Origin of the sequence: Klebsiella sp. K4, assembly GCF_014596785.2 — a bacterium.
Taxonomy (GTDB): Bacteria; Pseudomonadota; Gammaproteobacteria; order Enterobacterales; family Enterobacteriaceae; genus Klebsiella; species Klebsiella pneumoniae.
The window spans coordinates 220,817-244,840 of sequence record NZ_CP115021.1 but is presented as its reverse complement, the minus strand read 5'-3'; the positions used below and the strand labels follow the sequence as shown (position 1 = coordinate 244,840).

Sequence of the window (24,024 nt, the reverse complement as noted above, 5' to 3'; positions counted from 1 at the left end):
TTACTCTGTCGGTTTCGCTAGTAAACTTATTCAGTGTCAATCAGGGCGCACGAGGGATGCCGTGGATAATGTATTTACTTTGGGTATTTCATCATTATGGGATGAAGTGTGCCATATGCCGGTCGGCGGAGTATGGTGGCTCAACGTCGACCGTTATGCCGATGCCGTCAGCCTGTTTAATCAGACACTGGCCGCGCAGGCGAAAAACAGCCACGTTGCCGCGCTGGTTATGGGAAACAAACCCAAGGATATCATTTCATTAGATCATATTCACGGTCCGAATAATATCGCGCTGTTCACCCTGCCGAATCGCCCGCAGGCGCTGGAGGAAATACACCGCGATTTAGTCTGCTCCCTCGAACCTGGCAATTATTTGTTTATTCTGCTATGCGCTGAAAATGCCTGGCAAAATATAAATAATGAAAAGTTATGCGCCTGGGTAGAAAAGACCAGCCGCTGGGCGCAATATCACCGTTGCGCGTTCTTAGCGATCAATTCCGCGCAGGAAATCGATCGGCAGTTGACTCCCTTATTACGTGAGTACCGCTCCCTTTCCGGACTGGCAAGTATTCGTTACCAGGGCGACCGGCATATCTTTGATATTGCCTGGTGGGGAAGCGATAAGGGTATCAGCGCCCAACAGCAGCTGATGGTGCAACATGATGACGCTGGCTGGCGATTAGCGCAGGACGCTGAAACCAGCGTGCAGCCGCGCAGCGACGAAAAAGCGATCCTCAGCCATGTGCGCGTGCTGGAAGGCGCACCGCCGCTGTCGGAATACTGGACGCTGTTTGACACCAACGACGAGGTCTTCAACGCCGGGCGCATCGCGCAAGCGGCGACGATCCTCTTCTCCATTACCCAAAATACGCAAATTGAACAGCTGGGCCGCTATATTCATACCCTGCGTCGCCAGCGCGGTACGGCGCTGAAAATCATCGTCCGTGAACAAACCCCGAGCCTGCGCGCGACCGATGAGCGGCTACTGCTCAGCAGCGGCGCCAGCCTGGTGATCCCCAGCAGCGCATCGCTCTCCCGCTGCCTGACGCTAATCGAAAGCGTACAGAACCAAAAGTTCTCCCGCCATATCCCGGAAGATTTTGCCACCCTGCTGACCTGGAGCCAGCCGTTAAAGCTGCGCGGCTACCAGAAGTGGGATGCCTTCTGCGAAGCGGTGCACAACGTGATGACCAATACCCTGCTTCCACCCGACAGCAAAGGCGTGATGGTGGCCCTGCGCCCGGCGCCGGGGCTGCGCGTTGAGCAGGCGCTGACGTTATGCAAACCTAACCGGATGGGCGACATCATGACCATCGGCAATAACCGGCTGGTGCTGTTTTTGTCGTTTTGCCGGATCAATGACCTCGATACCGCGCTAAACCACATTTTCCCGCTGCCGACCGGCGATATTTTTTCTAACCGTATGGTGTGGTTTGAGGACAAGCAAATCCTCTCGGAAATCGTAATCATGCGCGGCGTCGAGCCGGCGCGCTGGAACACGCCGCTGCCTCTCTCGGTCGGTAAAAACGAGACCATTAACGCCACCCACGATGGACGCTACTGGCGACGCTACCCCGAACCACACCGGTTAACCACCCGCGAGGAGCAAGCCTGATGATGTCTCTCGCCGATATTCTGCAACTGGTGGTGCTCTGCGCCCTGCTGTTTTTTCCGCTGGGCTACCTGACGCGCCACTATCAGCGCCGGATCCGCACGACGTTAAGACTGATGTTCTTTAAACCCCGTTACGTGAAACCGGCAGGGGTATTACGCCGGGGAACAACGGTTAAGCAAGGCAAAGCGAACAAATGACAAATAAAAAAACGACCGCGGCACCGCTTCCGCTCTGGCAGTACTGGCGCGGCCTTGGCGGCTGGAACTTCTACTTTCTGGTCAAGTTTGCCCTGCTGTGGGCCGGGTATCTCAATTTCCATCCGATGCTGAACCTGGTATTTCTCGCCTTTCTGCTGGCGCCGATCCCGCGCGAAAAGCTACACCGTATCCGCCACTGGATCGCTATTCCGCTGGGATTCGCGCTGTTCTGGCACGATACCTGGCTGCCCGGGCCAGAGTCGATTTTTAGCCAGGGGTCGCAAATCGCCGGCTTCAGCGCCAGCTATATCTGGGATCTGATTGTCCGCTTTATCAACTGGAGCATGGTTGGCGCCTTCTTTGTTTTGCTGGTGCTATGGTTGTTTATCAGCCAGTGGCTGCGCGTCACCGTGTTTGTCTCGGCAATGGTCGTCTGGCTGGCGGTCAGCCCGCTGCTGCCGGCCTTTATCCTATGGCCCTCCGGTCAGCCCACCACGGCCGCCGCCACGACCGCACAGGCCAATACCGGGGCCAACGCCGCCGCTGGCGCCGCGTCCAGCCCCGCCAACAGCGATATTCCGCCGCAGACCGAGCCGCCGACCTCAGCCAACCTGACCAACTGGCTGAACGCTTTCTATGCCGCCGAGCAGAAGCGCAAGACGCCGTTCCCGGACCAGCTGCCGGCGGATGCGCAGCCGTTTGACCTGCTGGTGATCAACATCTGCTCCCTCTCCTGGTCGGATATTGAAGCCGCCGGTCTGATGGATCATCCGCTATGGAAGCACTTTGATATTGTCTTCAAAAACTTTAACTCCGCGACCTCCTACAGCGGCCCGGCGGCGGTGCGCCTGCTGCGCGCCAGCTGCGGCCAGCTGTCGCATACTAACCTGTATCAGCCGTCCGGCGCCGACTGCTACCTGTTTGAAAACCTGGCGAAGCTCGGCTTCAACCAGCAGCTGATGCTCGGCCATAACGGTCTGTTCGGCGACTTCCTGAAAGAGCTGCGTTCGCTGGGCGGCATGCAGAGCCCGCTGATGGACCAGACCGGTCTGCCGGTCAGCCTGCAGGCGTTTGACGGCTCCCCGGTGTATGAGGATCTGGCGGTCCTCAACCGCTGGCTGAAGACCGAAGAGGCCAGCAGCAATCCGCGGAACGCCACCTTCTATAACACCCTGCCGCTGCATGACGGCAACCACTTCCCGGGACAAAGCAAAACCGCAGACTACAAAGTGCGGGCGCAGAAGCTGTTTGATGACCTGGATAACTTCTTCACCGAGCTGGAGAAATCGGGGCGGAAAGTGATGGTGGTGGTGGTGCCGGAACACGGCGGCGCGCTGAAGGGCGATAAGATGCAGGTATCTGGCCTGCGCGATATTCCAAGCCCGTCGATCACTAACGTCCCGACGGCGGTGAAATTCTTCGGCATGAAGGCGCCGCATGAAGGGGCGCCGATTATCATCGATCAGCCCAGCAGTTATCTGGCGGTGTCGGAGCTGGTGGTGCGCGCTCTCGACGGCAAAATGTTCAGCGAGGACAGCGTCAACTGGCAGCAGTATGTCGCCAACCTGCCGCAGAGCGCGGCGGTGTCCGAGAACGCCAACGCCATCGTCATCCAGTATCAGGGCAAGCCTTATGTCCAGCTGAATGGCGGTAGCTGGGTGCCTTATCCGCAATAAGCGACAAGGCCGCCTATGTTGGCGGCCTTACATCGTGAGACGTTCCCATTCTACCTTCTCAGCCCGCAGGCATACGGGCGGGGAAAGCGGTAAATCAATCACCGTATTTAGCGCTGATCCTGTTTCGCCAGCCAGACCAACAGCTTGAGGCTGGCAGAGTAATAATCATCCTTGTCGTCAATCTGCGGCGCCTCCTGCGGTTCACCCAGCGTCAGATCGCGCACCGCCAGCAGGCCGCCGGCCATATACCAGGGGGCCACCTCGTTGGTGCTGACGTTGATCCACGCCGGGGTTTGCAGGCGCGGGTAACTCTGCATCCAGGCCTTCCAGGGCGCGAGCAAGGCGCTGTGCGGATCGGCCCACGAGAGATACAGCGGGATACGGATCGCATCGAAACTCATCCGCGGCGGCCACTCTTTGGCTGGCAGCATCTTGCCATCCGCCCGCAGCGCCACCCAGTCGCTGGGTAGATGTGATTTCCCCCAGCCCATCTGCCCCAGCAGCGCCTGTCCGTCGCTCTGCAATGTCCGCCAGGCGGTGAGATGCGTCCGCTCCGCGAAGGCGCGCCAGGCCGGGAAGATGAAATAGGAAGGGTTAAGGTTCAGGTGATCATTGAGGTTGAACCCTTTCACGCCCGGGAGCATCACCTGGCGACCGGCGAAAGTCACCACCGTAGACTTCAGCAGGGCGGCGGTGATGGCGTCAGAGGCAATCGCATAGCGCTTATCCTGCCACTGCTTATGCGCGCGCAGCAGCGCCCAGGCGATCAGGGTATCGCCATCGGAGGCGTTGTTTTTATCGGCGATAGGGTCCGGCGCCACCGGGTTATAGCGCCAGTAAAACAGCCCGTTAGACTTGTTGCGCAGGGTGTTGTCCGTCCACTGCCACAGCTTGTCGAACGCCGGACGATCGTTATTCGCCACCGCCAGGAGCATGGCGAAGCCCTGACCTTCCGTATGCGACACATTGCCATTGGCGGTATCAATGATACGACCATCCGGCATCATAAAACGGGCCTTATAGCGCTCCCAGGCCGTATCCGCCCACGCCCTGGGCACCAGCATCACTACCGTTGTCACTATCACCGCCACTAAAGCACGCAGGGGCATAAATTCACTCTTTATGGATGGTAGTAGAGAAACTGAACGTCAGAGACGGAGAACACCCGCTCACGCTGCAGTATCACGTGGGCACTGCCTCCCTGACTCTGCAGCCAGCGAGAATATAACCCCTCGAGTATGGCACAGAACGCGTTGCACCAGCGCACGCGACCCGCTTCGTCGCGGCTGACCGGCAACGCCTGATGGCGCAGGCGCAGGCCGTCCTCACCGACATCGATGGTCACCACGCCCCAGTGAAAATGAGTCAGCAGCCGGTTGATGTTGGCCTCCAGCTCCCCCACCGTCTCCGACGCCGGCAGCGGATGGGTCTCCGCCAGCGAGGCGCCCATCTGACGCAGGAAGGGCTGGCTTTCCAGCTCGCCGGCATTATTTAGCATACCTTCGATCATAATAATCAACAGATCGAACCATCCGGCAGGCGTCTGCTGCTGCTGAAACCAGGTCATCACCACCGGGTTATTGCTCTCCGTCATCATCAATGATCTCCTAACATATAGCGAATATAGAGCCCGGCGGTGCTTTCGTTATAATCCCCGAAGGTGTCATAGCCAATCTGGCCCCCCAGGGTCATTTGTTTGTTGACCTTGTAATCCGCCCCGGCGCGCAGGGTATACCCTATGCCGCTCTTCGAGGTCGCGGAGTAGTAGGCTTCCTTGGCAAACCCATTGCTCACCGCCGTCTCCAGGGTCTGCTGCCACTCCGAATTGGTCGGGAAATAGGCGCTCTTATCCTGACTGTAAGACTGATAGCCCACCGAGCCGCCGAGCTTCATGGTCCAGTTATCATATTTCTCCGTTAGACTGACCGGCAGCGATACGCTGACGTAGTTTTGCGGACTAAAGTAGCCCCCCTGACCATAGGTGAAGTAGCTGAGGTTTTTGGAATAATCCATATAGCTCATGCTCAACCCAGCCTGCAGCTGGCGGTATTCGTCATGGTAGGGACGAAGATAGACCCCGGCATTGGCGTTGATACTGGTGTTGCTGGCGACGTTCTGCCCCAGATAGCTGTATCCACCGCCGCCGACATAGAAGCCCGCGTCGCCGTCGTCATAGCTCAGCTGCAGGGTGCCGCCGTTTTTCGTCACCTGCCCCCAGGTTTTCCCGGAATAGGCGTCTTTCAGACCCACGTAGGAAAGCAGGCTGTCGGTTAGCGAGCGGCGTTCGCCGGTGAGGATCAGCGACAGATAGTTGGTCAGCTTGGGCGACCATTTCACCCCGCCGACTACGGTATTAAGATCCTGGCCCAACGGCGTGCTGCCGATATCGACCCGGTAATCGTCACCGCTTAACGCCAGCGCCAGTTCGACGCCATTAGCCTTCTGCGAATCGGTCGAGCCGCTGGTCTGGTCAACGTTCGGCTTGCGGCTGGACGAAGAGAGATAGCTGGCCACCTGTCCCGCATCATAGCTCCCGAGCTTCGCCAGGTTTTCCATCCCGCTGCTGGTGGTCGGATTGAAATCTGCCGCGTTCAGGGTGCCGAGGCCGCTTAACGCCTCGGCCCCTGGATTGCTGGCGAAATAGGCCGTCCGCTCCGCCTCGGTCATCGAGGCGATCGCCGCCTGCTCGCTGGTGGCGGTACTCACCATGTTGGAGACCGCGTTAGCCAGCGGGTTGGCGCCGTAGCGACGCCAGGCGTCGCCGCTGGCGGTCCCGGCGTTCAACGACACCGGGGTGACGGTAAAGTCAAAGCGCGAGTCGCCAAACGGCGAGGATGACCAGGTCAGCGGCGTCCGGAGCTCCGTCAGCTTGCTGGTGCCCGATTCGCCGTCGCGTCCACGCACGTCCATTCCCCCCTGCAGCCAGCTGCCGGTTTTCTCCTGCAGCGACTCCATCATGGTGTCCACCTGACGCAGCATCCGCGTCTGGGCGGTGTCCACCGGCAGATCGGTGCGCTGGATCCCCGGCAGCGTGGAACCGGGCGCGGCGGCCGACTGGGCAACCTGCCACGGCATGTACTGCCCGTAGGCGGAGGCCGTCCGCGTCGGCGCCGACGTTTGCGACACGCCGATAAAGGGGTTATCCGCCGCCAGCACCCCGCCGACGGTCGGCGTTTCGCTACTGTTGGTGCTTTGCATGCCCAGCAGTTTGCCGCGGGCGCTGCGCAGATAGGTCATCGCCTGCTGATGATGTCCCTGGGCTTCCGCCACTCTCGCCAGCAGCAGCAGGCGATCCGGGGAGTTATCCTGGCGCAAACCGCCGGCCAGCTGTTCAGCGCGATCGTTGTTCCCCGCCGACAGCGCCACGTCGATGGCTCCGGCGCGCGCATCCTGGTTCGGCGTATCGCGCGTCATCAGGTAGTCATAGACCACCCCGGCCTCTTTGTTCATTTTGCCGCTCTGGTACAGCCGCGCCATGGCGAACATCAGATCGGTATTTTGCGGATCGCTTTGCATAGCGCGGATCAGCTTGTCATACGCCGCAGCGTAATTGCCCTGCTCGCGCAGGCGGTCGGCTTCGTTGATCACATAGCCATTGCGAATGCTCGCCAGCTGCGTCGGCGTACTGCTGGCCTGCAGCTGCGGATTGCTGATCAGGTTCTGCGCCTCGCCGGTCAGCCCGGCCTGATTCAGGACAGCGATCTGATCGGCGTAATCCCCGGCATTGCCGGATACGCCGCTGCTGATATTGTTGCGCACCAGCGAGACCGCGGTGGTCAGGTCGCCGCTCTCGGCCAGCAGACGCGCCAGCTTGCCGGCGTCCGCCGGGGCTTTTGGCGGCGTGGAGGCCATCGCCCGCAGGGTATTGCTGGCGGCGATGGTATTGCCCTGCGCCAGGTAGTTTTCGGCCGTCACCAACTGCAGGTTGTAGTTCACCCGCTGGCGCAAATCGCGCATGTCGCTGGTCTGGCTGCCGCCGGGAATGCGCGCCAGCAGCGTCTGCGCCTGCTGCCAGGCGCCGTTTTCGCTGGCAAACAGGGCGGCGGCATACAGCGCACTGTTGCTGGCGCCGGGGCGATAGGCCGCCGACATCAGCGAAGAGGCCTCGCTGCCGTTACCCGATTTTTGCAGCAGCCGGGCCAGGTCGAGGCGCAGCCAGGGATCGTCCGGATAGCGGGCGACGCCTTCGCGCAGGGTGGCAATGGCGCCGGCTGGGTTACCGCTGCTGACCTGCGCCTGGGCCTGACGGCGCAGGGCATCGCCCGGCATTCCGGCCACCACCCGCGGCTGCAGTTTTTGCCGCAGGCTCTGCGGGAGCGTCTGCAGCATCGCCTGCGCCTCGGCGGATTTATTCTGCTCGCGCAGCACGTAATAGAGGTTTTCCCGCGCCGCCGCGTTCTGCGGATCGTCATTTAACAGTGAGCGCAGCGTTTGCTCCGCCTGGGGCAAATCTTTGTTGTGCCGCAGCACATCGGCGCGGAACAGCTTCGCCGAGGCGCCCTGCGCCCCGCTCTGCTGCGCCAACGGCGCGGAGAGCGCCAGCGCCTGGCTGATATTGCCCTGCTTATAGGCCTGCTGGGCCTGCGCCAGCTGGCCGTAGAACAGCGCATCGGCCGCCTGCTGACGACGGGTCGCCGAGGCGTCGCCGCCGAGGTCCGCGGCCCGGCTCAGATACTGCGACGCGGCCTGGTAGTCGCCGCTGCGCTGGGCGATATAGCCCATGCCCGCCAGCGCATCGGCATCCTGGGGGTTGGTCTGCAATACCTCTTCAAACTGCTGCTTCGCGGCGGCGGTATTGCCGCTGTTGAGATTGGCGTAGCCCTGGCCGCGCGCCTGACCGCTGCGCCGTTCGCGAAAGTAATTCTGAACTTCGCTGTCCTGGGGATGCCGCTGCATCCAGGTGTCGTAATACTGCTCATCCCCGGCCTGCGGGCCCAGCCAGAGCAGCGCCTGGCGCAAGCCGCTGTCCGCCTCTTTATTGCCGCTGGCCATCGGCTCGAGCAGGGCGATCCCTTCCCGGCGAGTCTCTTCCCGCCAGGTTAACGCTTTGCCCAACGCCACCCGCGGGGCGTTCTCCTGCGGATGCTGCGCCACGTACTGGCGCAGCTCGCTGATAGCCTGCGGATAGAGCGATTTGTCGCTGGCCATGGTCAGGTAATATTCCGCCGCCAGCCCGGCAGGCGGCGTATTGCCATTGAACATGCTGCGCCAGGTCGCCAGCGCCCCGGGGATATTGCCTCCGCGCGCCTGCTGGCGGGCCAGGCTGAGCTGGCCCTGCGGCACCTGCGACATCTTTTTGGCGTTGTCCAGATCCTGTAGTCCCGGGCTGTCAGGGGCCGCTTTCGCCAGCCGCGCGCGCCACTGCGCCGCCGCCTGCATATCGCCGCCCTGCTGCGACCAGAGCGCCATCAGATACAGCGCCTGGGTGTTGTTGGCATCCACCGAGAGCACCTTCTGCAGGGACTCCATCGCCAGCTCGTCATGAGATTTCTCATGCCAGTAGTTGGCCTGAGCGAACAGCGCCTGTAGCGCCGCGTCGTTCCCCGCCGCCAGCGCGCCGCCCGAGGCAGCGAGAGTCAACGCGCCGGTGAGGCAGAACGTGGTGAGCCGACGGGTGTTTTTCATCGTTATTATTATTTTTCTTTTCATTGGTTATCCCCCGAACCCAGACGCTTACGGGCGTGACGTTTAAACATCGCAGTCAGCGCCAGTCCCATTATCGAGGTGGCAATCAGCCCCAGCACCGCCAGGAAACCTGAGTGCTGGCTGGCATACCAGACCGCCATCATGTACCACGGCATCTGACCGCTGGGGAACGGCGTACTCACCTGGAAGCTGCGCACCCCGTTATCGCTGGTGATCACCGCGGTATCGCCGCGGATCCCGGCGTTAATGCGCGGCGATTCCAGATCGGTCTTCAGTCGCGCCAGCTGGTCATCATTGCTGGCCAGCGCCACCACCACCAGGCGGGTGGAATTCCACGGCGAGCGATAGCTGATGAACCCGCGCCAGGCGCTGCTCGACGAAAAGTAGCGATCGGCGTCGAGGCTGGCGGAAGTCCAGTCGCCGGTGAGCCGGCGCTGGACTTTTTGCCACAGGTCTGGCTCGCGGACGCTCAGCACATTATCTACCGGGCGGTAGGGTGAGTCGGCCAACAGGCTCTGGTTAAAGGCCTGCTGATCGAGAGCGGTGACCGCCAGCACGTCACGTTCACGCAGCGACTGCAAATCCCCCCCGCCGGTGGGCATCCCGAGCACGACGCGGTTATTCGCCAGCGCGGTGCCGGTCGCGTTCCCGGAGCGTGCCGCCAGATTCAGCAGGGTCGCCACCTGGGTTTCAGACGGGTCCGCCGGCAGCAGGAGGGTCGTCTGCGAATAGTCCGCCAGCCGCGAGAAGGGGAACGAGGCGCCGACAAAGTAGGAGAGATTGGGCAACAGCGAGAAGTGACGCGTCTTGCTCAAATCGATCCAGGAGTCGTCAGTGATCCGGCTCTTGATATTGTTATTCAGCAGCACCGAACACGGAACATCGTCCTTTGGCACCACATTGAAGTACATCGACAGCTGGTTATCGCCGTAAATCAGGTAGGGCGCCAGCGGGATGGTAAAGCGCTCCTGGCGCGCATCGCCTCCGAGGTAGCGCCAGACTTTCTCCAGCGGCCCCTGCTTGTTCATCGGCAGGTTGTTGAGGAAGGTGCCATTGAGCGTGACGCTCAGCAAGGACTTGTCCTCATTAATCCAGCTTTCCGACGGGAAGCGGTAGCCAACCTGTAGCGGAATGGTCTCCCCATCCCACAGATAGAGATCGGGCGCGGCGCGGAAGGCGATACGTAAAGGTTCGTGCCAGACGCCGCTGACGGTCGGGCTTTGGTCCTTACGCAGCAGCTCGCTGAGCTTGACCGGACGATCGGTGGGGATCCAGCGCGGGGCATCATATGCTTTGCCAACCGGGATGGTCTGCGGTTCGACATCCAGCGTCGCGGTTTGCGGCGCAAAGTTGCCGCGGGTTAACCGCCAGGCGGCCATGCGCAGCGCCGTATCGTTTTTGCCGACAATCAGCAGCAGTTTATAGGCCGGATTGGCGGGGTTGGCGATGATGCGCAGCAGCGGCTTATCGGTTTCCGGCAGCATCATGCCGCCCACCTGCTCCCCCGGATGGCCAATCACGATGCCGTGGCGTTCCGGCAGACGGTCGCGCAGAGCGCTGAAGGCAATGCCGCGATAGTCCGCCTGGATACCCAGCCAGGAGGAGATCAGCGCCGCGGCGCTGAAGACGTCCGCCGACGGCTTGGCCCCATAGGCGACCGCAATGTCCGCCGGGGTCATCTGCATGCTGTCAAAGAAGGGCCGCGGGAAGTGGCTCAGGTCGTCGCTGATGTTCAGCTGCTGGCTTTCCCAGCTGAAATGCGACGTGGGCAGCACCGTCACCCGCGACGTATCATGAATGTCACGCTGGCACTGCAGGGTATCGCCATCGTTGATCTTCACGCTCAGGTTATTGCTGGAGACCATCAGCGCGGGCGGAATATCCAGCTGATAATGGGAGACATCCTCGCCATCGGCGCCCAGCGGCAGCGTGCCGAGCGGTTGACCGTTGAGCATCAGCTGCAGGGTGGCGTTGCGGCTCGCCATCTCCGGCGATACGCGAACGGCAAGGCTGAGCTGCGAATGGATCACCACCTGATCGGCAGGCAGGGTAAAGCTGACCCCACCCTGTCGCTGGCCGCCGCTGAGGATAATCCCGTCCGGCATCCCCATCTGCGCCAGATTCAGATCGCCTCCCCAGACCGGAGCGACAGGAATGACCTCCGGCGCTGCCGTGCCGCTCACCGGCGGGGGTAAGTCCGGCATAACCGGCGCAGGGGCCGTCGCCGCCGCATCGCCGGCGGCTGCCGGAGAGGCGCCCTCCTCCGGCGAGGCAGCCGGAGGTTCGTCGCCTGGCTCGCTGTCCGCCGCGTCGTTGAGCTGCGGGAAGCTCAGCGGGGCAGCGGAGCCGGAGCCCGGTTCTTCACTGTGTAGCGCAGGCGCAGAGAGCATCCCTGCCAGCAGCGCCAGCGTGGTTAATCGCTTCATAACGTCCCATCCTCCTGCGCCGTTTTCGCCACTGTTGCCCGATTGCGCTGGCTGCGACGGGTTTTCCACGTCAGCCAGAACAGTTCGAACACGCAGCGTAAAATGGTGAAGAAGGAGCGGAACGGGTTATCCTGCGGGCGCGGCGGATTAATCCACGCATCCGCGCGGGCCAGCACCACGCGCACCAGTTCACGGCGGCGCGAAAGCGGAATATCTTCATCAAACTTGAGGCGCAGGAAGCGCTCGTCAGAGGTGACCAGCTGGGCCGGAATCGAGATAGCCCCGGACTGCAGGATCAGCTCAATCTCTTCGATGTCATCCTCCAGATGGCGATTATCAGGCGCGACCACGCGGCAGCCGCCCATCGACAGATCCGCGGTATGGCTGCGCGAGACGATGCCGCTGGCGTAATGGATCACCACCGGAATGTCGACATCGATACGAATGGTTTTTCGCACCTGCCGCGTTTCGCGCGCCACGGCAATCGCCGCCAGCAGGAAGATCAGACTGTAGATCCCCCACCCGACGTTGAGGGCGATAACGTTGGGATCCGAGCCAAAGTAGTCATGGCCAATCGCCCGGACGATGCCGACGATCACCCCCAGGGCCAGCAGGCAGGCCACCACCAGGTGCGGGCGCACCACGGTGAAATCGAAGTAGCCGACGTCCAGCAGGCCGCCCTTATCGGTAACGTTAAACTTGCCGCGTTTGGGGAAAATCATCGTCACCAGAGTCGGCAGCACCAGGTGGAAGGCCAGCACAATATCGTAGATCTCCCCCCAGAAGCTGTAGCGATAGCGGCCGTTCATTCGCGAACCAACGTAAATAGCGAGGAACAGGTGCGGCAGGGCATAGGAGACGATCAGGCTCGCTGAAGAGTAAATAATATTGAGGTTAAACAGCAGGTAAGCCAGCGGGGCGGTGACAAACACCACCCTGGGCAGCGCGAACTGGTAGTAGAGCATGGCGCTGAGATAGCACAAGCGCTGCTGAAAAGTCAGCCCGCGGCCAAACAGCGGATTATCGACGCGGAAAATCTGCGTCATCCCGCGCGCCCAGCGGGTACGCTGGATGACGTGCACCACCAGGCGTTCAGTAGCGAGGCCTGCGGCCAGCGGGATATCGAGAAAGGCCGACTTCCACCCCAGACGCTGAAACTTCAGCGCCGTATGAGCATCTTCGGTCACCGTTTCGACGGCGAAACCGCCGATCTGCGCCAGCGCCTCGCGACGGATCACCGCGCAGGAGCCGCAGAAAAAGGTGGCGTTCCAGTTGTCGTTCCCCTGCTGAATCGGGCCATAGAACAACATCCCTTCGTTGGGAATGTTGCGTCCGACGGAGAGGTTACGTTCAAACGGGTCCGGGGAATAGAAGTAGTGCGGCGTCTGCACCAGAGCCAGCATCGGGTCTTTCAGGAAACCGCCGACGGTGGCCTGCAGGAAGACGCGCGTGGCGACGTGGTCGCAGTCGAAAACGCAGATAAGCTCCCCCTGAGTCAGGGTCAGCGCATGGTTAAGGTTCCCCGCTTTGGCGTGCTTGTTGTCATTGCGGGTGATATAGCCCACCCCAACGTCGGCGGCGAAGACGGCAAACTCGCTGCGCTTACCGTCATCCAGAAGATAGATTTTCATTTTATCTTTTGGATAATCAATGCATTGTGCCGCCAGGACGGTATCGCGCACCACCTCCAGCGGTTCGTTATAGCTCGGAATATAGATATCGACCGTCGGCCACTTACTCATATCATCCGGCAGCGGAACAATGCCGCGCTTCAGCGGCCAGACCGTCTGCAGATAGTTAAGCAGTAGCATCACCCAGATATAGACTTCCGCCAGAAAGAGTCCCATGCCGAGAATAGCTTCAATGGACGAGTTGAAGTGCAGGGTCTGCGTGAGGCGAAAATACATGTAACGGGTGGACATCAGCAGCGACGTGACGACCATAATGACCGATACGCTGCGGCGCTTGCTGAAGCCCATCAGAAAGAGAATACCGATACTTAACAGACCAAAAATATACTGCTTTTGGCTGTCCATCGGCGTGATCACCACCAGCACGGCGACGGGTGACAGCACCAGCGCCAGCAACCAAAAAAGAGATTTTTTCATTCAGCAGCCCTGCAAAAAGTTAACGCCCTGACATGCGTGGCTGGCTGTGCACCGTGCCATCGCCAATATGAATACCCAACAGCGAAGATATTTTTTTAGCCATGATTTCAATATCGAAGGCCGCTGCCGAGGAAGCGTTAAAGTCCAGGATCGACTTCTGCGAGGCATTGGCCTCCACCACGCTTTCATCACGATGGATCACGCCAAGCAGTCGCTCGCCCAGTTTCTCTTCCATCAGGCTGGTGACGTCCCGGCTGACCTGGCGACGGCTATCGCTTTGGTTAATGACGAAATAGTGCCCGTGCTTATGATTCAGCGCCGCGCCGGTCAGGCGCTGCTTTTCTACGTGCGCCAGGGTCGACATCGAGGCGGTATCCGCCAGCAGCGGGATAAGATGCAGGTCCGCCAGCCCCGTCAGCGCCTTTAGCGCGGGCGAAGGTCCAGGGGGCATATCGGCGATGGTGATAAGCCCGGGATAATTAAGCAGCGCGGACAGACCGCGCTGGAGGAAATGGTCATTATGGGTCAGTTGCTCATCAAACGCCTGACGCTGCGCCTCGCTCACTTCGCCATATGGCAGGACGAAAATATTACTGCCGGCGCTCAACACGCACTGGCTCCAGTCGTGCAGCTCCAGCGCCTTCGCCACATAGCCCCGCTCATCGTTCAGCGGTACGCCAAAATGCAAACGCAGCGCGTTCTGGACATCAAAATCCAGCGCCAGAACTTTGCTGCCCGTCCGCGCCAGCGAATAGGCTAAATTGGCCGCCAGGGTCGTTTTCCCTACGCCGCCTTTCGGTGAACAGACGCAAATCAACGGCATGTCGCGATCCTTTCCAGAAGTGATTTCAAAGGCTGGTCTTTATTTTTCGCCACCGGCTCCGCGCTTTTCGCGGCGAACAGGTGGGCATAGTTCTCAGCGGCGGGCGCGGGTCGGGGGGCCATTCTCGGCGGCGGCGCCATGGCCGGTTCCGACGCCGGAATTGAAGGCGCAGGGGTCGGCGCAGGCTCCTGCCTGACCGGATCCGGTGCGGCTGCGGCGGTCTCCACGACCGGCTGGGAGGTAGCAGGCGCGACCGAAGCGGCGGACACAACAGGATCAGAGGTTGGCGCCGCTGCTACGGCCGCCTCTACCTGGCGGAACAGATCCGCGGGCACCGACTGCGGCAACGGCGCGGAGACCGAGCCTCCCAGCGCCAGAGAAGAGGGTTTCTCGGCGCCGGGATTTAGCTGATTGAGGATCGCCCAGTCGCCGTGTTCCCGCGTGGCGGCTTGCGAAGAAAGATCCTGAAAGTTGAGGTTTTGCGTCCGCGTTTTTTCTTGAAAGCGCTGCAGATCATCATAATGGTTCATTGATAACCTCATGATTTTAAAAATTTCATATTAAGTTTGTTGTTATTTTCTGCGTATATTAAAAATATCGTGACGCTTCTGGGATGGCAGATAACGCGCCGATGGTGACGTACCAATACACACGATTGACAGGGTTATAATAGTTTAGAATTTGATTTTCGGGATGATTCCACGGCAGAAGTATCGCTACACTAACATTTCCCTTGCAGAAGGGTAGCCCCATTTTTTAGGTATGCGTACATCCTTAACTTCCCGCAATCACCACGCTTCCCAGTCGTTTTTATATAAAAGTATTAGGTCATGATGAAATCATAGCGTCAGATCAGCGAAAGAATAAACCTGAACCATTTTAATTTCTCTTTAATTCTATAAAAATGGACTGAAAGGCTTATTTTTTCGGATAATCTACGAAGAATGCTCTGAGAGCGTGACATAAACTGCGGCAATATGCGTAAGCGCCAGGTTTTATCCACGGCGGGAGAGAAGCTCCCGGCCATGGGACCGGGAGCGCGCCATCAGGCGTGGGACTTTTGCGGATTCTCATCCTGGTCGACGGCAAAGCAGGCCACCAGCTGGCCGCCGTAATCCTTCAGCTGCGGCTGGAGCTGAGTGCAGGGGCCAAAGCGACGGCGACAGCGCGCGTTAAAGGCGCAGCCCGGTGGCGGATTTAGCGGGCTCGGCAGTTCGCCGGTCAGCTTGATCCGCTCGCGCCGGTCGTCTGGGTTCAGACGCGGCGTCGCCGACAGCAGCGCCTGGGTGTACGGATGACGCGGATTGTTGAAGATCTGGTCTTTGGTGCCCTTCTCCACGCAGCGGCCAAGATACATCACCATCACTTCATCGGCGATGTGCTCGACGACCGACAGGTCGTGGGAGATAAACACGTAGGACAGCCCTAAATCCTGCTGCAGATCCATCATCAGGTTCAGCACCTGGGCGCGTACCGAAACGTCCAGCGCGGAGACCGGCTCATCGGCAATCACCACATCTGGATCCAGCATTAACCCGCGAGCAATAGCGATACGCTGACGCTGACCGCCGGAGAACATATGCGGGTAGCGATCGTAATGCTCGGTTTTCAGGCCCACTTTCGCCATCATCGCCAGCGCTTTTTCACGCCGCTGCTCTTTGCTCAGGCTGCTGTTAATCAGCAGCGGCTCCTCCAGAATCTGCCCCACTTTTTTACGCGGGTTCAGCGAACCATACGGGTTCTGGAACACAATCTGGATTTTTTGCCGCCGCAGCTTCTGCGCCTGCGGGTCGTGCTTAAGCAGATCCTGCCCCTGATAATAGAGCTCGCCGCCGGTGGGGATCTCAATCATCGTCAGCAGACGACCGAGGGTCGATTTGCCGCAGCCCGACTCCCCCACCACCGCCAGCGTTTTACCGCGCTCAAGGGTAAAGGAGACGCCGTCCAGCGCCTTCACCAGCCGTTCCGGGGCGAATAACCCCTTCTTCACCGGATAGTGTTTTTTCAGATCAATGGCCTGCAACAGCGGTTGTGGCGTGGCGGCCTTTTGCGTACTCATAATCCAGGCCTCCCGGCATCATCGAGTGGGTAGTGACATTTAGACTGGCGGCCGCCGGTCAGATCCGCGAGCGCCGGCTCTTCGCTACGGCATTTATCCGTGGCATAGGGGCAGCGCGGATTAAGCAGGCAGCCGTTGGGACGGTCATATTTCCCCGGCACCACGCCCGGCAGCGAGGCCAGACGCGCTTTATCCTGGGCGAATTCCGGCAGCGCGCGCAGCAGCGCCTGGGTATAAGGATGGCGCGGCGCGCGGAAGATATCTTTCGCGTCACCGGTCTCCACCACCTGACCCGCGTACATAACGATAATTTTATGCGCGGCTTCCGCCACCAGCGCCAGGTCGTGGGTGATCAGCACCAGCGCCATATTCTCCTGCTGCTGCAGATCCAGCAGTAGCTCAATGATTTGCGCCTGAATGGTCACGTCCAGCGCGGTGGTCGGTTCATCGGCAATCAGTAGTTTTGGCCGACAGGCAATCGCCATCGCGATCATCACGCGCTGGCTCATGCCGCCGGAAAGCTGATGCGGATAGACGTCCAGCCGCGAGGCCGGATCGGGAATGCCCACCAGGTTCAGCAGGTCGATGGCCCGCTGGCGGCGGGTTTGCTTATTACCACCCTGATGGACCTTAATCGCTTCCATAATCTGGTAGCCGACGGTAAAGCACGGGTTGAGGCTGGTCATTGGATCCTGGAAGATCATCGCCACTTCCGCCCCCACCAGCTGGCGCCGCTCTTTTTCAGAGATGCGCTGCAGATCGCGGCCGTTAAATTCCAGTTTGTCCGCCATCACCCGGCCGGGATAGTCAATCAGCCCCATAATCGCCAGCGAGCTGACGGATTTACCGGAGCCGGACTCCCCGACGATACCGACCACTTCACCCTGCTTCACGCTATAGCTGATGCGGTCTACGGCGCGGAACGGCGCGTTTTCATCGCCGAAATGCACCGATAATTTATCTACATTCAATAACGCCATCTCGAACCTCTTACTGCTTCAGTTTGGGATCGAGCGCGTCACGCAGACCGTCACCCATCAGGTTAAATGCCAGCACCGTCAGCAGGATCGCCACGCCCGGGAAGGTGACTACCCACCAGGCGCTCTGCGCGAACTGCAACACGTCGGAAAGCATGGTGCCCCACTCCGGCGTCGGCGGCTGCGCGCCCATGCCGAGGAACCCCAGCGCTGCCATGTCGAGAATGGCGTTGGAAAAGCCCAGCGACGCCTGAACGATCAGCGGCGCGAGACAGTTAGGGAGAATATTAACGAACATCTGGCGCATCGCGCCGGCGCCCGCTACGCGGGAGGCGGTCACGTAGTCACGGTTGACCTCCACCAGCACCGCGGCGCGCGTGAGACGCACATAGTGCGGGAGCGCCACGAAGGTTAGCGCCAGCGAGGCGTTGACGATGGAGGGCCCGAAGATTGCCACCAGCACCAGCGCCAGCAGCAGACTCGGCAGCGCCAGCATAATATCGACGACGCGCATGATGATTGAGTCCACCACTCCGCCGAAATAGCCCGCCACCAGGCCGAGCACCACGCCGAGGATCAGCGACAGAACCACCACCAGGCAGCCCACCAGCAGCGACAGGCGGGCGCCGTACATCAGGCGCGACAGAATATCGCGGCCCACGTCGTCGGTGCCGAGCAGATGCGCCATGCTGCCGCCGTCCTGCCAGAACGGCGGCGCCAGCAGCGAATCACGGAACTGATCCGCCGGGTTATAGGGGGCGAGGAAGTTGGCGAATACCGCGATGACGATCATCACCACCACGTATACCAGCCCGACGACTGCCCCTTTGTTGCGTTTGAAATAGTGCCAGAACTCCTGCAGCGGAGTCATGGGTACCGGCGCAGCGATAACTTTATTTTCAGTAACTTGTGACATGATGGCCCCTTACTTCTTATGCCGGATACGCGGGTTCACCACGCCGTACAGCAGGTCGACCAGCAGGTTGACGAGGATAATCATCGTCGCCACCAGCAGCACCCCGCCCTGCACCACCGGATAATCGCGACGCTGCAGCGCGTCGATCAGCCAGCGACCTAAACCAGGCCATGAGAAAATGGTTTCGGTCAGAATGGCGCCCGCCAGCAGGGTGCCCACCTGCAGACCAATCACCGTGACCACCGGCAGCATCGCGTTACGCAGCGCGTGGATCACGATCACCCGCATACGGGTCAGGCCTTTGGCGCGCGCGGTACGGATATAGTCTTCGCCAAGCACTTCCAGCATCGACGAACGGGTCATACGCACGATCACCGCCAGCGGGATGGTGCCCAGCACGATAGCGGGCAGGATCATATGCATTAAGGCGTCAATAAAGTCGCCCTGCTCGCCCCAGATGGCGGTGTCGATCAGCATAAAGCCGGTCAGCGGTAGGGTATCGTCAAGGAACACCGTATCGCTGATGCGCCCGGAGACCGGCGTCAGGTTTAGCTGCACCGAAACCAGCATAATCAGCATCATGCCCCACCAGAAGATAGGCATTGAGTAGCCGGTCAGCGCCAGGCCCACCGCGGTGTGGTCAAAGATGGAGCCGCGTTTTACCGCAGCCAGCACGCCCACCGGAATGCCGACGGCGACGGCGAAGATCATCGCGCAGACGCCCAGCTCAAGGGTGGCTTTAAAGCGTGGGACAAACTCCTGCCACACGGGAATGCGGCTTTTCAGCGAGATGCCTAAATCGCCGTGCAGCACGCCCCAGATATAGTGGGCATATTGCTGCCACAGCGGCTTATCAAGGCCCATTTCGGCCAGCAGCTGCGCGTGACGTTCGGGGGAAATACCACGTTCGCCCGCCATAATCATCACCGGATCGCCGGGGATCATATGGACGAAGGCAAAGGTGAGAAGGGTGATACCGATAAATGTCGGGATGACTAGTCCCAGACGTCGGAGAATAAACTGCAACATAACCCGGATTCTCTCTAGTGACGCCCCGCCTGGCGACAGGGCGTCTGTATTGCTCACAAAAGCATTCCCCGGAATAGCGGGAATACGCCCCCCCCCCTCTCCCACGCGGGGAGAGGGGGTCAGGCATCGTGCTTATTATTCGACAGAGACGTTATCGAAGTGGTGTTTGCCCAGCGGGTCCACCACATAGCCTTTGACTTCTTTACGCACCGGCTCATAGACGGTGGAGTGAGCAATGATCAGCGCCGGAGCCTGGTCATGCATCACTACCTGAGCCTGTTTGTACAGTTCAATACGCTTGTTGTGGTCGTCGGTAGCGCGGGCCGGCTGAATAAGATCTTCAAACGGCTTATAGCACCAGCGCGAGTAGTTGGAGCCGTCTTTCGCCGCGGCGCAGCTGAACAGGGTCGCGAAGAAGTTATCCGGATCCCCGTTGTCGCCGGTCCAGCCCATCATCACGCTCTGGTGCTCGCCCGCTTTCGCCCGCTTCAGATACTCGCCCCACTCGTAGGTGACGATCTTGGCCTGGACGCCAATCTTGGCCCAGTCAGCCTGAATCATCTCCGCCATGCGGCGGGCGTTCGGGTTGTACGGACGCTGTACCGGCATCGCCCACAGATCGATGGTGAAGCCTTTTTCCAGGCCCGCTTCTTTCAGCAGCTGCTTCGCCTTCTCCGGATCGTAGGTGTAGTCCTTAACGTCGTCGTTATAGCCCCACATGGTCGGCGGGATCAGGTTCTTCGCCGCCTGGCCTGCGCCCTGGTAAACCGCTTTGATGATCGCTTCTTTGTTGACCGCGTAGGTCAGCGCCTGACGTACTTTGACGTCGTCCAGCGGTTTCTTCTCGGTGTTAAAGGAGAGATAACCAACGTTCAGACCCGGCTGTTCCAGCAGGGTAATGTTCTTATCTTCCTTCATGCGCGCGATGTCCGCCGGGTTCGGGTACGGCATCACCTGGCACTCGTTTTTCTGCAGCTTGGCATAGCGCACGGAAGCGTCCGGGGTGATGGAGAAGACCAGACGATCGATCTTCGGCTTGGTACCCCAGTAGCCCGGGAAGGCTTTATACAGAATGCGGGAATCTTTCTGGTATTGCAGCAGCTGGAATGGGCCGGTACCGATAGGATTGAGATCCACTTTTTCCGGCGTGCCGGCTTTCAGCATGTTGTCAGCATACTCTTTCGAAAGAATGGAGGCGAAGTCCATGGCCAGATCAGCGAGGAACGGCGCTTCCGGACGGGTCAGGACGAACTGGACGGTATTATCGTCCACTTTCTTCACTTCGCTAATCAGGTCCGGTAAGCCCATCCCTTCAAAGTATTCATAGCTGCCGCCTGAAACTTTATGGTACGGGTTATTAGTATTCTTCTGGCGATCGAAGGAGAACACCACGTCATCGGCGTTCAGGTCACGGGTTGGTTTAAAGTCTTTATTATCCTGCCACTTCACACCCTGACGGAGGTGGAAAGTATAGGTTTTGCCATCCGCACTGACTTCCCATTTCTCAGCAAGTCCTGGAATAACTTCCGTCGTACCGGTTTTAAATTCGACCAGGCGGTTATAGATCGGTACGGAGCTGGCATCATAGGTGGTGCCAGAGGTGAAGAGCTGTGGGTTAAATCCTTCCGGCGAGCCTTCAGAACAATAAACCAGGGTTTTCGCTTGCACGCTGGCGGCGACGGTCATGGCGACCAGGCTCAGACCAAGCTTCAGCATCCCTGATTTCTTCAAGGAAATACTCATTATTCTGCTCCAAAATTGTGATGTTGTTTGCATATATCCGCCGGACCTTTATTTATTTTTTACCCGGTCCGGTCGGTGGTGCCCGAAGGCGTAGAGAGAGATGGGGATTCCTTTCGCAAAAACGACTGAGTTGCAGTACGGATTCTCCATGAAATGCCCCTCATGCCCTACAATCTGTCAACAGAATGGGGAAACGTCAATACAGCCAGCCGGGTTTTACATCCAGCGTGAGAAACGGCAGGCAAAGATTAAAAAAACTTCAGGACGCTATTTTCAGCAGAGAAATTTATGCTACTGGCAATTCAGCAGAATAAAGACCTTATTAATTTGCAACACCCAGTGGGAAACAATGCCAGCAAATGAGAAAAATTTCTTGCTGTGTGACCAATATGTGAGCGATTAATAGCGTGAACGTTAAAACGCACAGCGGAAAATGCTGCATTCAGCCATAAGCTTCGCGAAAAAAGATCTGTTCATCGATAAAAAAATGCAATGGAAGATGTCACAAAATAGCGAATAGCCGGCTGAAAACGTGAGTAAAGACGTTTATTGTGATTTTGGTGGTATTTTTGGCCAGTTGTGCACTGATGATGCCCGGCGGCGCTGCGCTTGCGCGGGCCTACGAAACGCGAGTCGAACCTCCTGCCCCCGGAGGTTCTCATCCTCACTGGCCTCAGATGCAAAAAAGCCTGCTCATTGAGCAGGCTTTTCGAATTTGGTCGGTGATAGAGGATGACTCACCACTTCGTGGCTCGCCCTGCGGGCCGTTGCTAACGCAACGTTCTCTCGCTTCGCTCGAGTCGAACCTCCTGTCCCCGGAGGTTCTCATCCTCGCAGGCCTCAGATGCAAAAAAGCCTGCTCATTGAGCAGGCTTTTCGAATTTGGTCGGTGATAGAGGATGACTCACCACTTCGTGGCTCGCCCTGCGGGCCGTTGCTGACGCAACGTTCTCTCGCTTCGCTCGAGTCGAACCTCCTGCCCCCGGAGGTTCTCATCCTCACAGGCCCCAGATGCAAAAAAGCCTGCTCATTGAGCAGGCTTTTCGAATTTGGTCGGTGATAGAGGATTCGAACCTCCGACCCCTTCGTCCCGAACGAAGTGCGCTACCAGGCTGCGCCAATCACCGAATGCGGGGCGCATCTTACTGCTGGGATGCCTACCCGTCAATGCCTTATTTTCAAAAAATCGCTCAACCGGCGAGAAACTCAGCAGCCTGAGCAGCGAATCGCCGGTTGCTCAACGTTTTTAGCGGCAGTTGACCTCAAACGTTTTGCGATACTCGGATACCTTACATGTCACCGGCTCGCCGAGATAGGTTGCGCCCGCCGGGGTGAATGTAAACTCTCCCAGTAGCATCGTCAGCTCCCCCAGCTCCGGGCAGGATTGCTGGTGACGCATAATATCCGGGCGGGTATCGTTATTCACCGCCCGGGCGATGTCGCTGTATGCCAGCTTGTCGGCAAAGGCATTAGCACAAAACTGCAGTTCGCTTTGCGCCATATGCGCGGCCTGCCCCTTCAGCTCGGCATGCTGTGCCAGCAGCAGCTGGCGAACCTCGCCGGCCCGGCTGTAGCCAATCGCCGTATAGCCGGCCTTATTGCTGAGGTTGACGCTGGCGCCAGCCGCAAGCAGCGCCTCGACATTGGCTTTATTATTCATTTTGACCGCCAGCATCAGCGGGCTGAGATCGTTGGCGGAAAGCTGGTCCACCTTTGCGCCGCGCTGCGCCAGCGCCGCGATCACCGCAGGCGCCCCCTGACCCGCCGCCACCTGCAGCGCCGTGAGTCCTTCACGGTTCGGCTTATCCACTTCCACCCCGGAGGCCGACAGCGCCAGCACCAGATCGGGATCATCCCCCGCCGCCGCCAGCATCAGCGGTGTGGTGCCGGATTTATCCGCCAGGCTGGTGTCCGCCCCGGCGTTGGCCAACGTCGTGATGGTTTCCGCCGATCGTGCGTGATCGACAGCGAGGAAAAAGGCCGATTCCCCGGACGCGTTGACGGCCTTCACGTCCGCGCCGTGCTTGAGGAGCAGCGCCACTATCTCGTCGACGTTCTTCTTAAACGCGCCGGGCGCCAGTTGTAACGCCATGTCTTCGGTCATCAGCGCGCGATTGCCCGTCGCCAGCGATTTCGCCGCCGTTGCGCCAACTATCTTGTCCAGCGTACTCTCCTCTTCGACAGGCGCATCGGGCTTTTTCATCGCCAGAATATGCTGATAGTCGTTTCTGACGTCCCCGCCGTCGGAGATGGCGGACATCAATGCCGTACTCTTGTCGATGGAGGTCTGATTCACCGACGCTCCCGCCTGGAGAAGATCGCCGATAATCGCGGTATCGCTGCCACGCGCCGCCGCCAGCATCAGCGCCGTGACGCCCTGGCGCGTCTGGAGGTTCGGCTTCGCCCGACGCTTAAGCAGCAATTCAACCACATCGCGTCGATTTTCCGCAGCAGCGACCATCAGGCCGCTTAAGCCGGTTTTATCCTGACCATCCACATCAATGCCGTTATCCAGCATGGCTGCGATCGTCGCTGGCGCATCGTATTTACAGGCCAGCAGGAACTGGCTGGTCTCTTCCTCAGACTGGCAGCCCGCGAGCATCATCAGGCACAGTAGGACCAACCCCTTTATCACCTTCATCCTTTCTCTCCATGAAAAGTTCATGCACAGGGGAAGCGAGGAAACAGGGGTAATCAAAGAAGAAGAGGTCACCTGCCAGACACGTCCACTGTGCGAAAAAAATCCCTCGCGCGGCGTCAGCCGGCGAGGGATTAGCTTATCCTGGGCTCAGGAAAGGAAAACAGACCC

General features: G+C 59.5%; 16 protein-coding genes, 1 tRNA gene, 2 other RNA genes and 1 pseudogene. 3 read left to right on the top strand and 17 right to left on the bottom strand.

Annotation, left to right across the window (positions count from 1 at the left end; all coding sequences use genetic code 11):
- Window positions 1-61: 61 nt before the first annotated feature.
- From bcsE to bcsG, 3 genes are read left to right on the top strand one after another with little or no spacing between them, the layout of a single operon-like run.
- The gene (gene bcsE, locus IB144_RS01175; RefSeq protein ID WP_065888711.1) at window positions 62-1,615 is read left to right on the top strand and encodes a cellulose biosynthesis protein BcsE; all 1,554 of its coding nucleotides are present in this window, start codon (window positions 62-64) and stop codon (window positions 1,613-1,615) included.
- The gene (gene bcsF, locus IB144_RS01170; RefSeq protein ID WP_002921518.1) at window positions 1,615-1,812 is read left to right on the top strand and encodes a cellulose biosynthesis protein BcsF; all 198 of its coding nucleotides are present in this window, start codon (window positions 1,615-1,617) and stop codon (window positions 1,810-1,812) included. Before bcsE ends, bcsF begins: the two co-directional genes overlap by 1 nt.
- A complete protein-coding gene (bcsG, locus tag IB144_RS01165; protein ID WP_048271128.1) occupies window positions 1,809-3,488 on the top strand; it encodes a cellulose biosynthesis protein BcsG in 1,680 nt (559 codons plus the stop codon). The genes bcsF and bcsG overlap by 4 nt, the downstream gene beginning before the upstream one ends.
- A gap of 107 nt (window positions 3,489-3,595) precedes the next feature.
- Here the strand turns inward: bcsG and IB144_RS01160 are convergent, their stop codons facing one another.
- The 17 genes and pseudogenes from IB144_RS01160 to IB144_RS01080 all read right to left on the bottom strand — a co-directional run bounded on the left by IB144_RS01160 (window position 3,596) and on the right by IB144_RS01080 (window position 23,856).
- Window positions 3,596-4,597: a glycosyl hydrolase family 8 gene (locus tag IB144_RS01160; RefSeq protein ID WP_065888712.1), complete on the bottom strand. Its 1,002-nt coding sequence runs from the start codon at window positions 4,595-4,597 to the stop codon at window positions 3,596-3,598.
- An 11-nt stretch (window positions 4,598-4,608) separates the two neighbouring features.
- Window positions 4,609-5,085 (bottom strand): cellulose biosynthesis protein BcsD, encoded by a 477-nt coding sequence (gene bcsD, locus IB144_RS01155; RefSeq protein ID WP_065888713.1) that lies wholly within the window; start codon window positions 5,083-5,085, stop codon window positions 4,609-4,611.
- The gene (locus tag IB144_RS01150) at window positions 5,085-9,137 is read right to left on the bottom strand and encodes a cellulose biosynthesis protein BcsC (protein WP_023313722.1); all 4,053 of its coding nucleotides are present in this window, start codon (window positions 9,135-9,137) and stop codon (window positions 5,085-5,087) included. Before IB144_RS01150 ends, bcsD begins: the two co-directional genes overlap by 1 nt.
- A complete protein-coding gene (gene bcsB, locus IB144_RS01145) occupies window positions 9,134-11,560 on the bottom strand; it encodes a cellulose biosynthesis cyclic di-GMP-binding regulatory protein BcsB (RefSeq protein WP_040215017.1) in 2,427 nt (808 codons plus the stop codon). Before bcsB ends, IB144_RS01150 begins: the two co-directional genes overlap by 4 nt.
- Window positions 11,557-13,668 carry a UDP-forming cellulose synthase catalytic subunit gene (bcsA, locus tag IB144_RS01140; protein WP_004186066.1) on the bottom strand — a complete coding sequence of 704 codons (2,112 nt, stop codon included), beginning with the start codon at window positions 13,666-13,668 and terminating at the stop codon, window positions 11,557-11,559. Before bcsA ends, bcsB begins: the two co-directional genes overlap by 4 nt.
- A 19-nt stretch (window positions 13,669-13,687) precedes the next feature.
- Window positions 13,688-14,480: pseudogene (locus IB144_RS01135) on the bottom strand (cellulose synthase operon protein YhjQ/BcsQ).
- 1 nt (window position 14,481) lies between these two features.
- Window positions 14,482-15,021 (bottom strand): cellulose biosynthesis protein BcsO, encoded by a 540-nt coding sequence (locus IB144_RS01130; RefSeq protein WP_004181506.1) that lies wholly within the window; start codon window positions 15,019-15,021, stop codon window positions 14,482-14,484.
- Window positions 15,022-15,338: 317 nt separating this feature from the next.
- Entirely contained in the window at window positions 15,339-15,518 is a 180-nt protein-coding gene (locus IB144_RS01125; protein WP_004145206.1) for a hypothetical protein, read from the bottom strand.
- An 18-nt stretch (window positions 15,519-15,536) separates the two neighbouring features.
- Window positions 15,537-16,550 carry a dipeptide ABC transporter ATP-binding subunit DppF gene (gene dppF / locus IB144_RS01120; RefSeq protein WP_002921784.1) on the bottom strand — a complete coding sequence of 338 codons (1,014 nt, stop codon included), beginning with the start codon at window positions 16,548-16,550 and terminating at the stop codon, window positions 15,537-15,539.
- Window positions 16,547-17,530, bottom strand: coding sequence for a dipeptide ABC transporter ATP-binding protein (dppD, locus tag IB144_RS01115; protein ID WP_002921785.1), 984 nt, complete (start codon window positions 17,528-17,530; stop codon window positions 16,547-16,549). Before dppD ends, dppF begins: the two co-directional genes overlap by 4 nt.
- A 10-nt stretch (window positions 17,531-17,540) precedes the next feature.
- On the bottom strand, window positions 17,541-18,443 hold the full coding sequence (gene dppC / locus IB144_RS01110; protein WP_004145207.1) for a dipeptide ABC transporter permease DppC: 903 nt from the start codon (window positions 18,441-18,443) through the stop codon (window positions 17,541-17,543).
- A gap of 9 nt (window positions 18,444-18,452) precedes the next feature.
- Window positions 18,453-19,472, bottom strand: a complete 1,020-nt coding sequence (gene dppB / locus IB144_RS01105; protein WP_002921786.1) for a dipeptide ABC transporter permease DppB — start codon at window positions 19,470-19,472, stop codon at window positions 18,453-18,455.
- 135 nt (window positions 19,473-19,607) lie between these two features.
- Window positions 19,608-21,215: a dipeptide ABC transporter periplasmic-binding protein DppA gene (gene dppA / locus IB144_RS01100; RefSeq protein WP_002921789.1), complete on the bottom strand. Its 1,608-nt coding sequence runs from the start codon at window positions 21,213-21,215 to the stop codon at window positions 19,608-19,610.
- A gap of 716 nt (window positions 21,216-21,931) precedes the next feature.
- Window positions 21,932-22,064, bottom strand: a non-coding RNA gene (locus IB144_RS01095) — RtT sRNA.
- A 34-nt stretch (window positions 22,065-22,098) separates the two neighbouring features.
- A non-coding RNA gene (locus IB144_RS01090) (RtT sRNA) lies at window positions 22,099-22,231 on the bottom strand.
- A gap of 34 nt (window positions 22,232-22,265) precedes the next feature.
- A tRNA-Pro gene (locus IB144_RS01085) sits at window positions 22,266-22,342 on the bottom strand.
- A 119-nt stretch (window positions 22,343-22,461) separates the two neighbouring features.
- Entirely contained in the window at window positions 22,462-23,856 is a 1,395-nt protein-coding gene (locus tag IB144_RS01080; protein ID WP_004214574.1) for an ankyrin repeat domain-containing protein, read from the bottom strand.
- Between the last annotated feature and the right edge of the window lie 168 nt (window positions 23,857-24,024).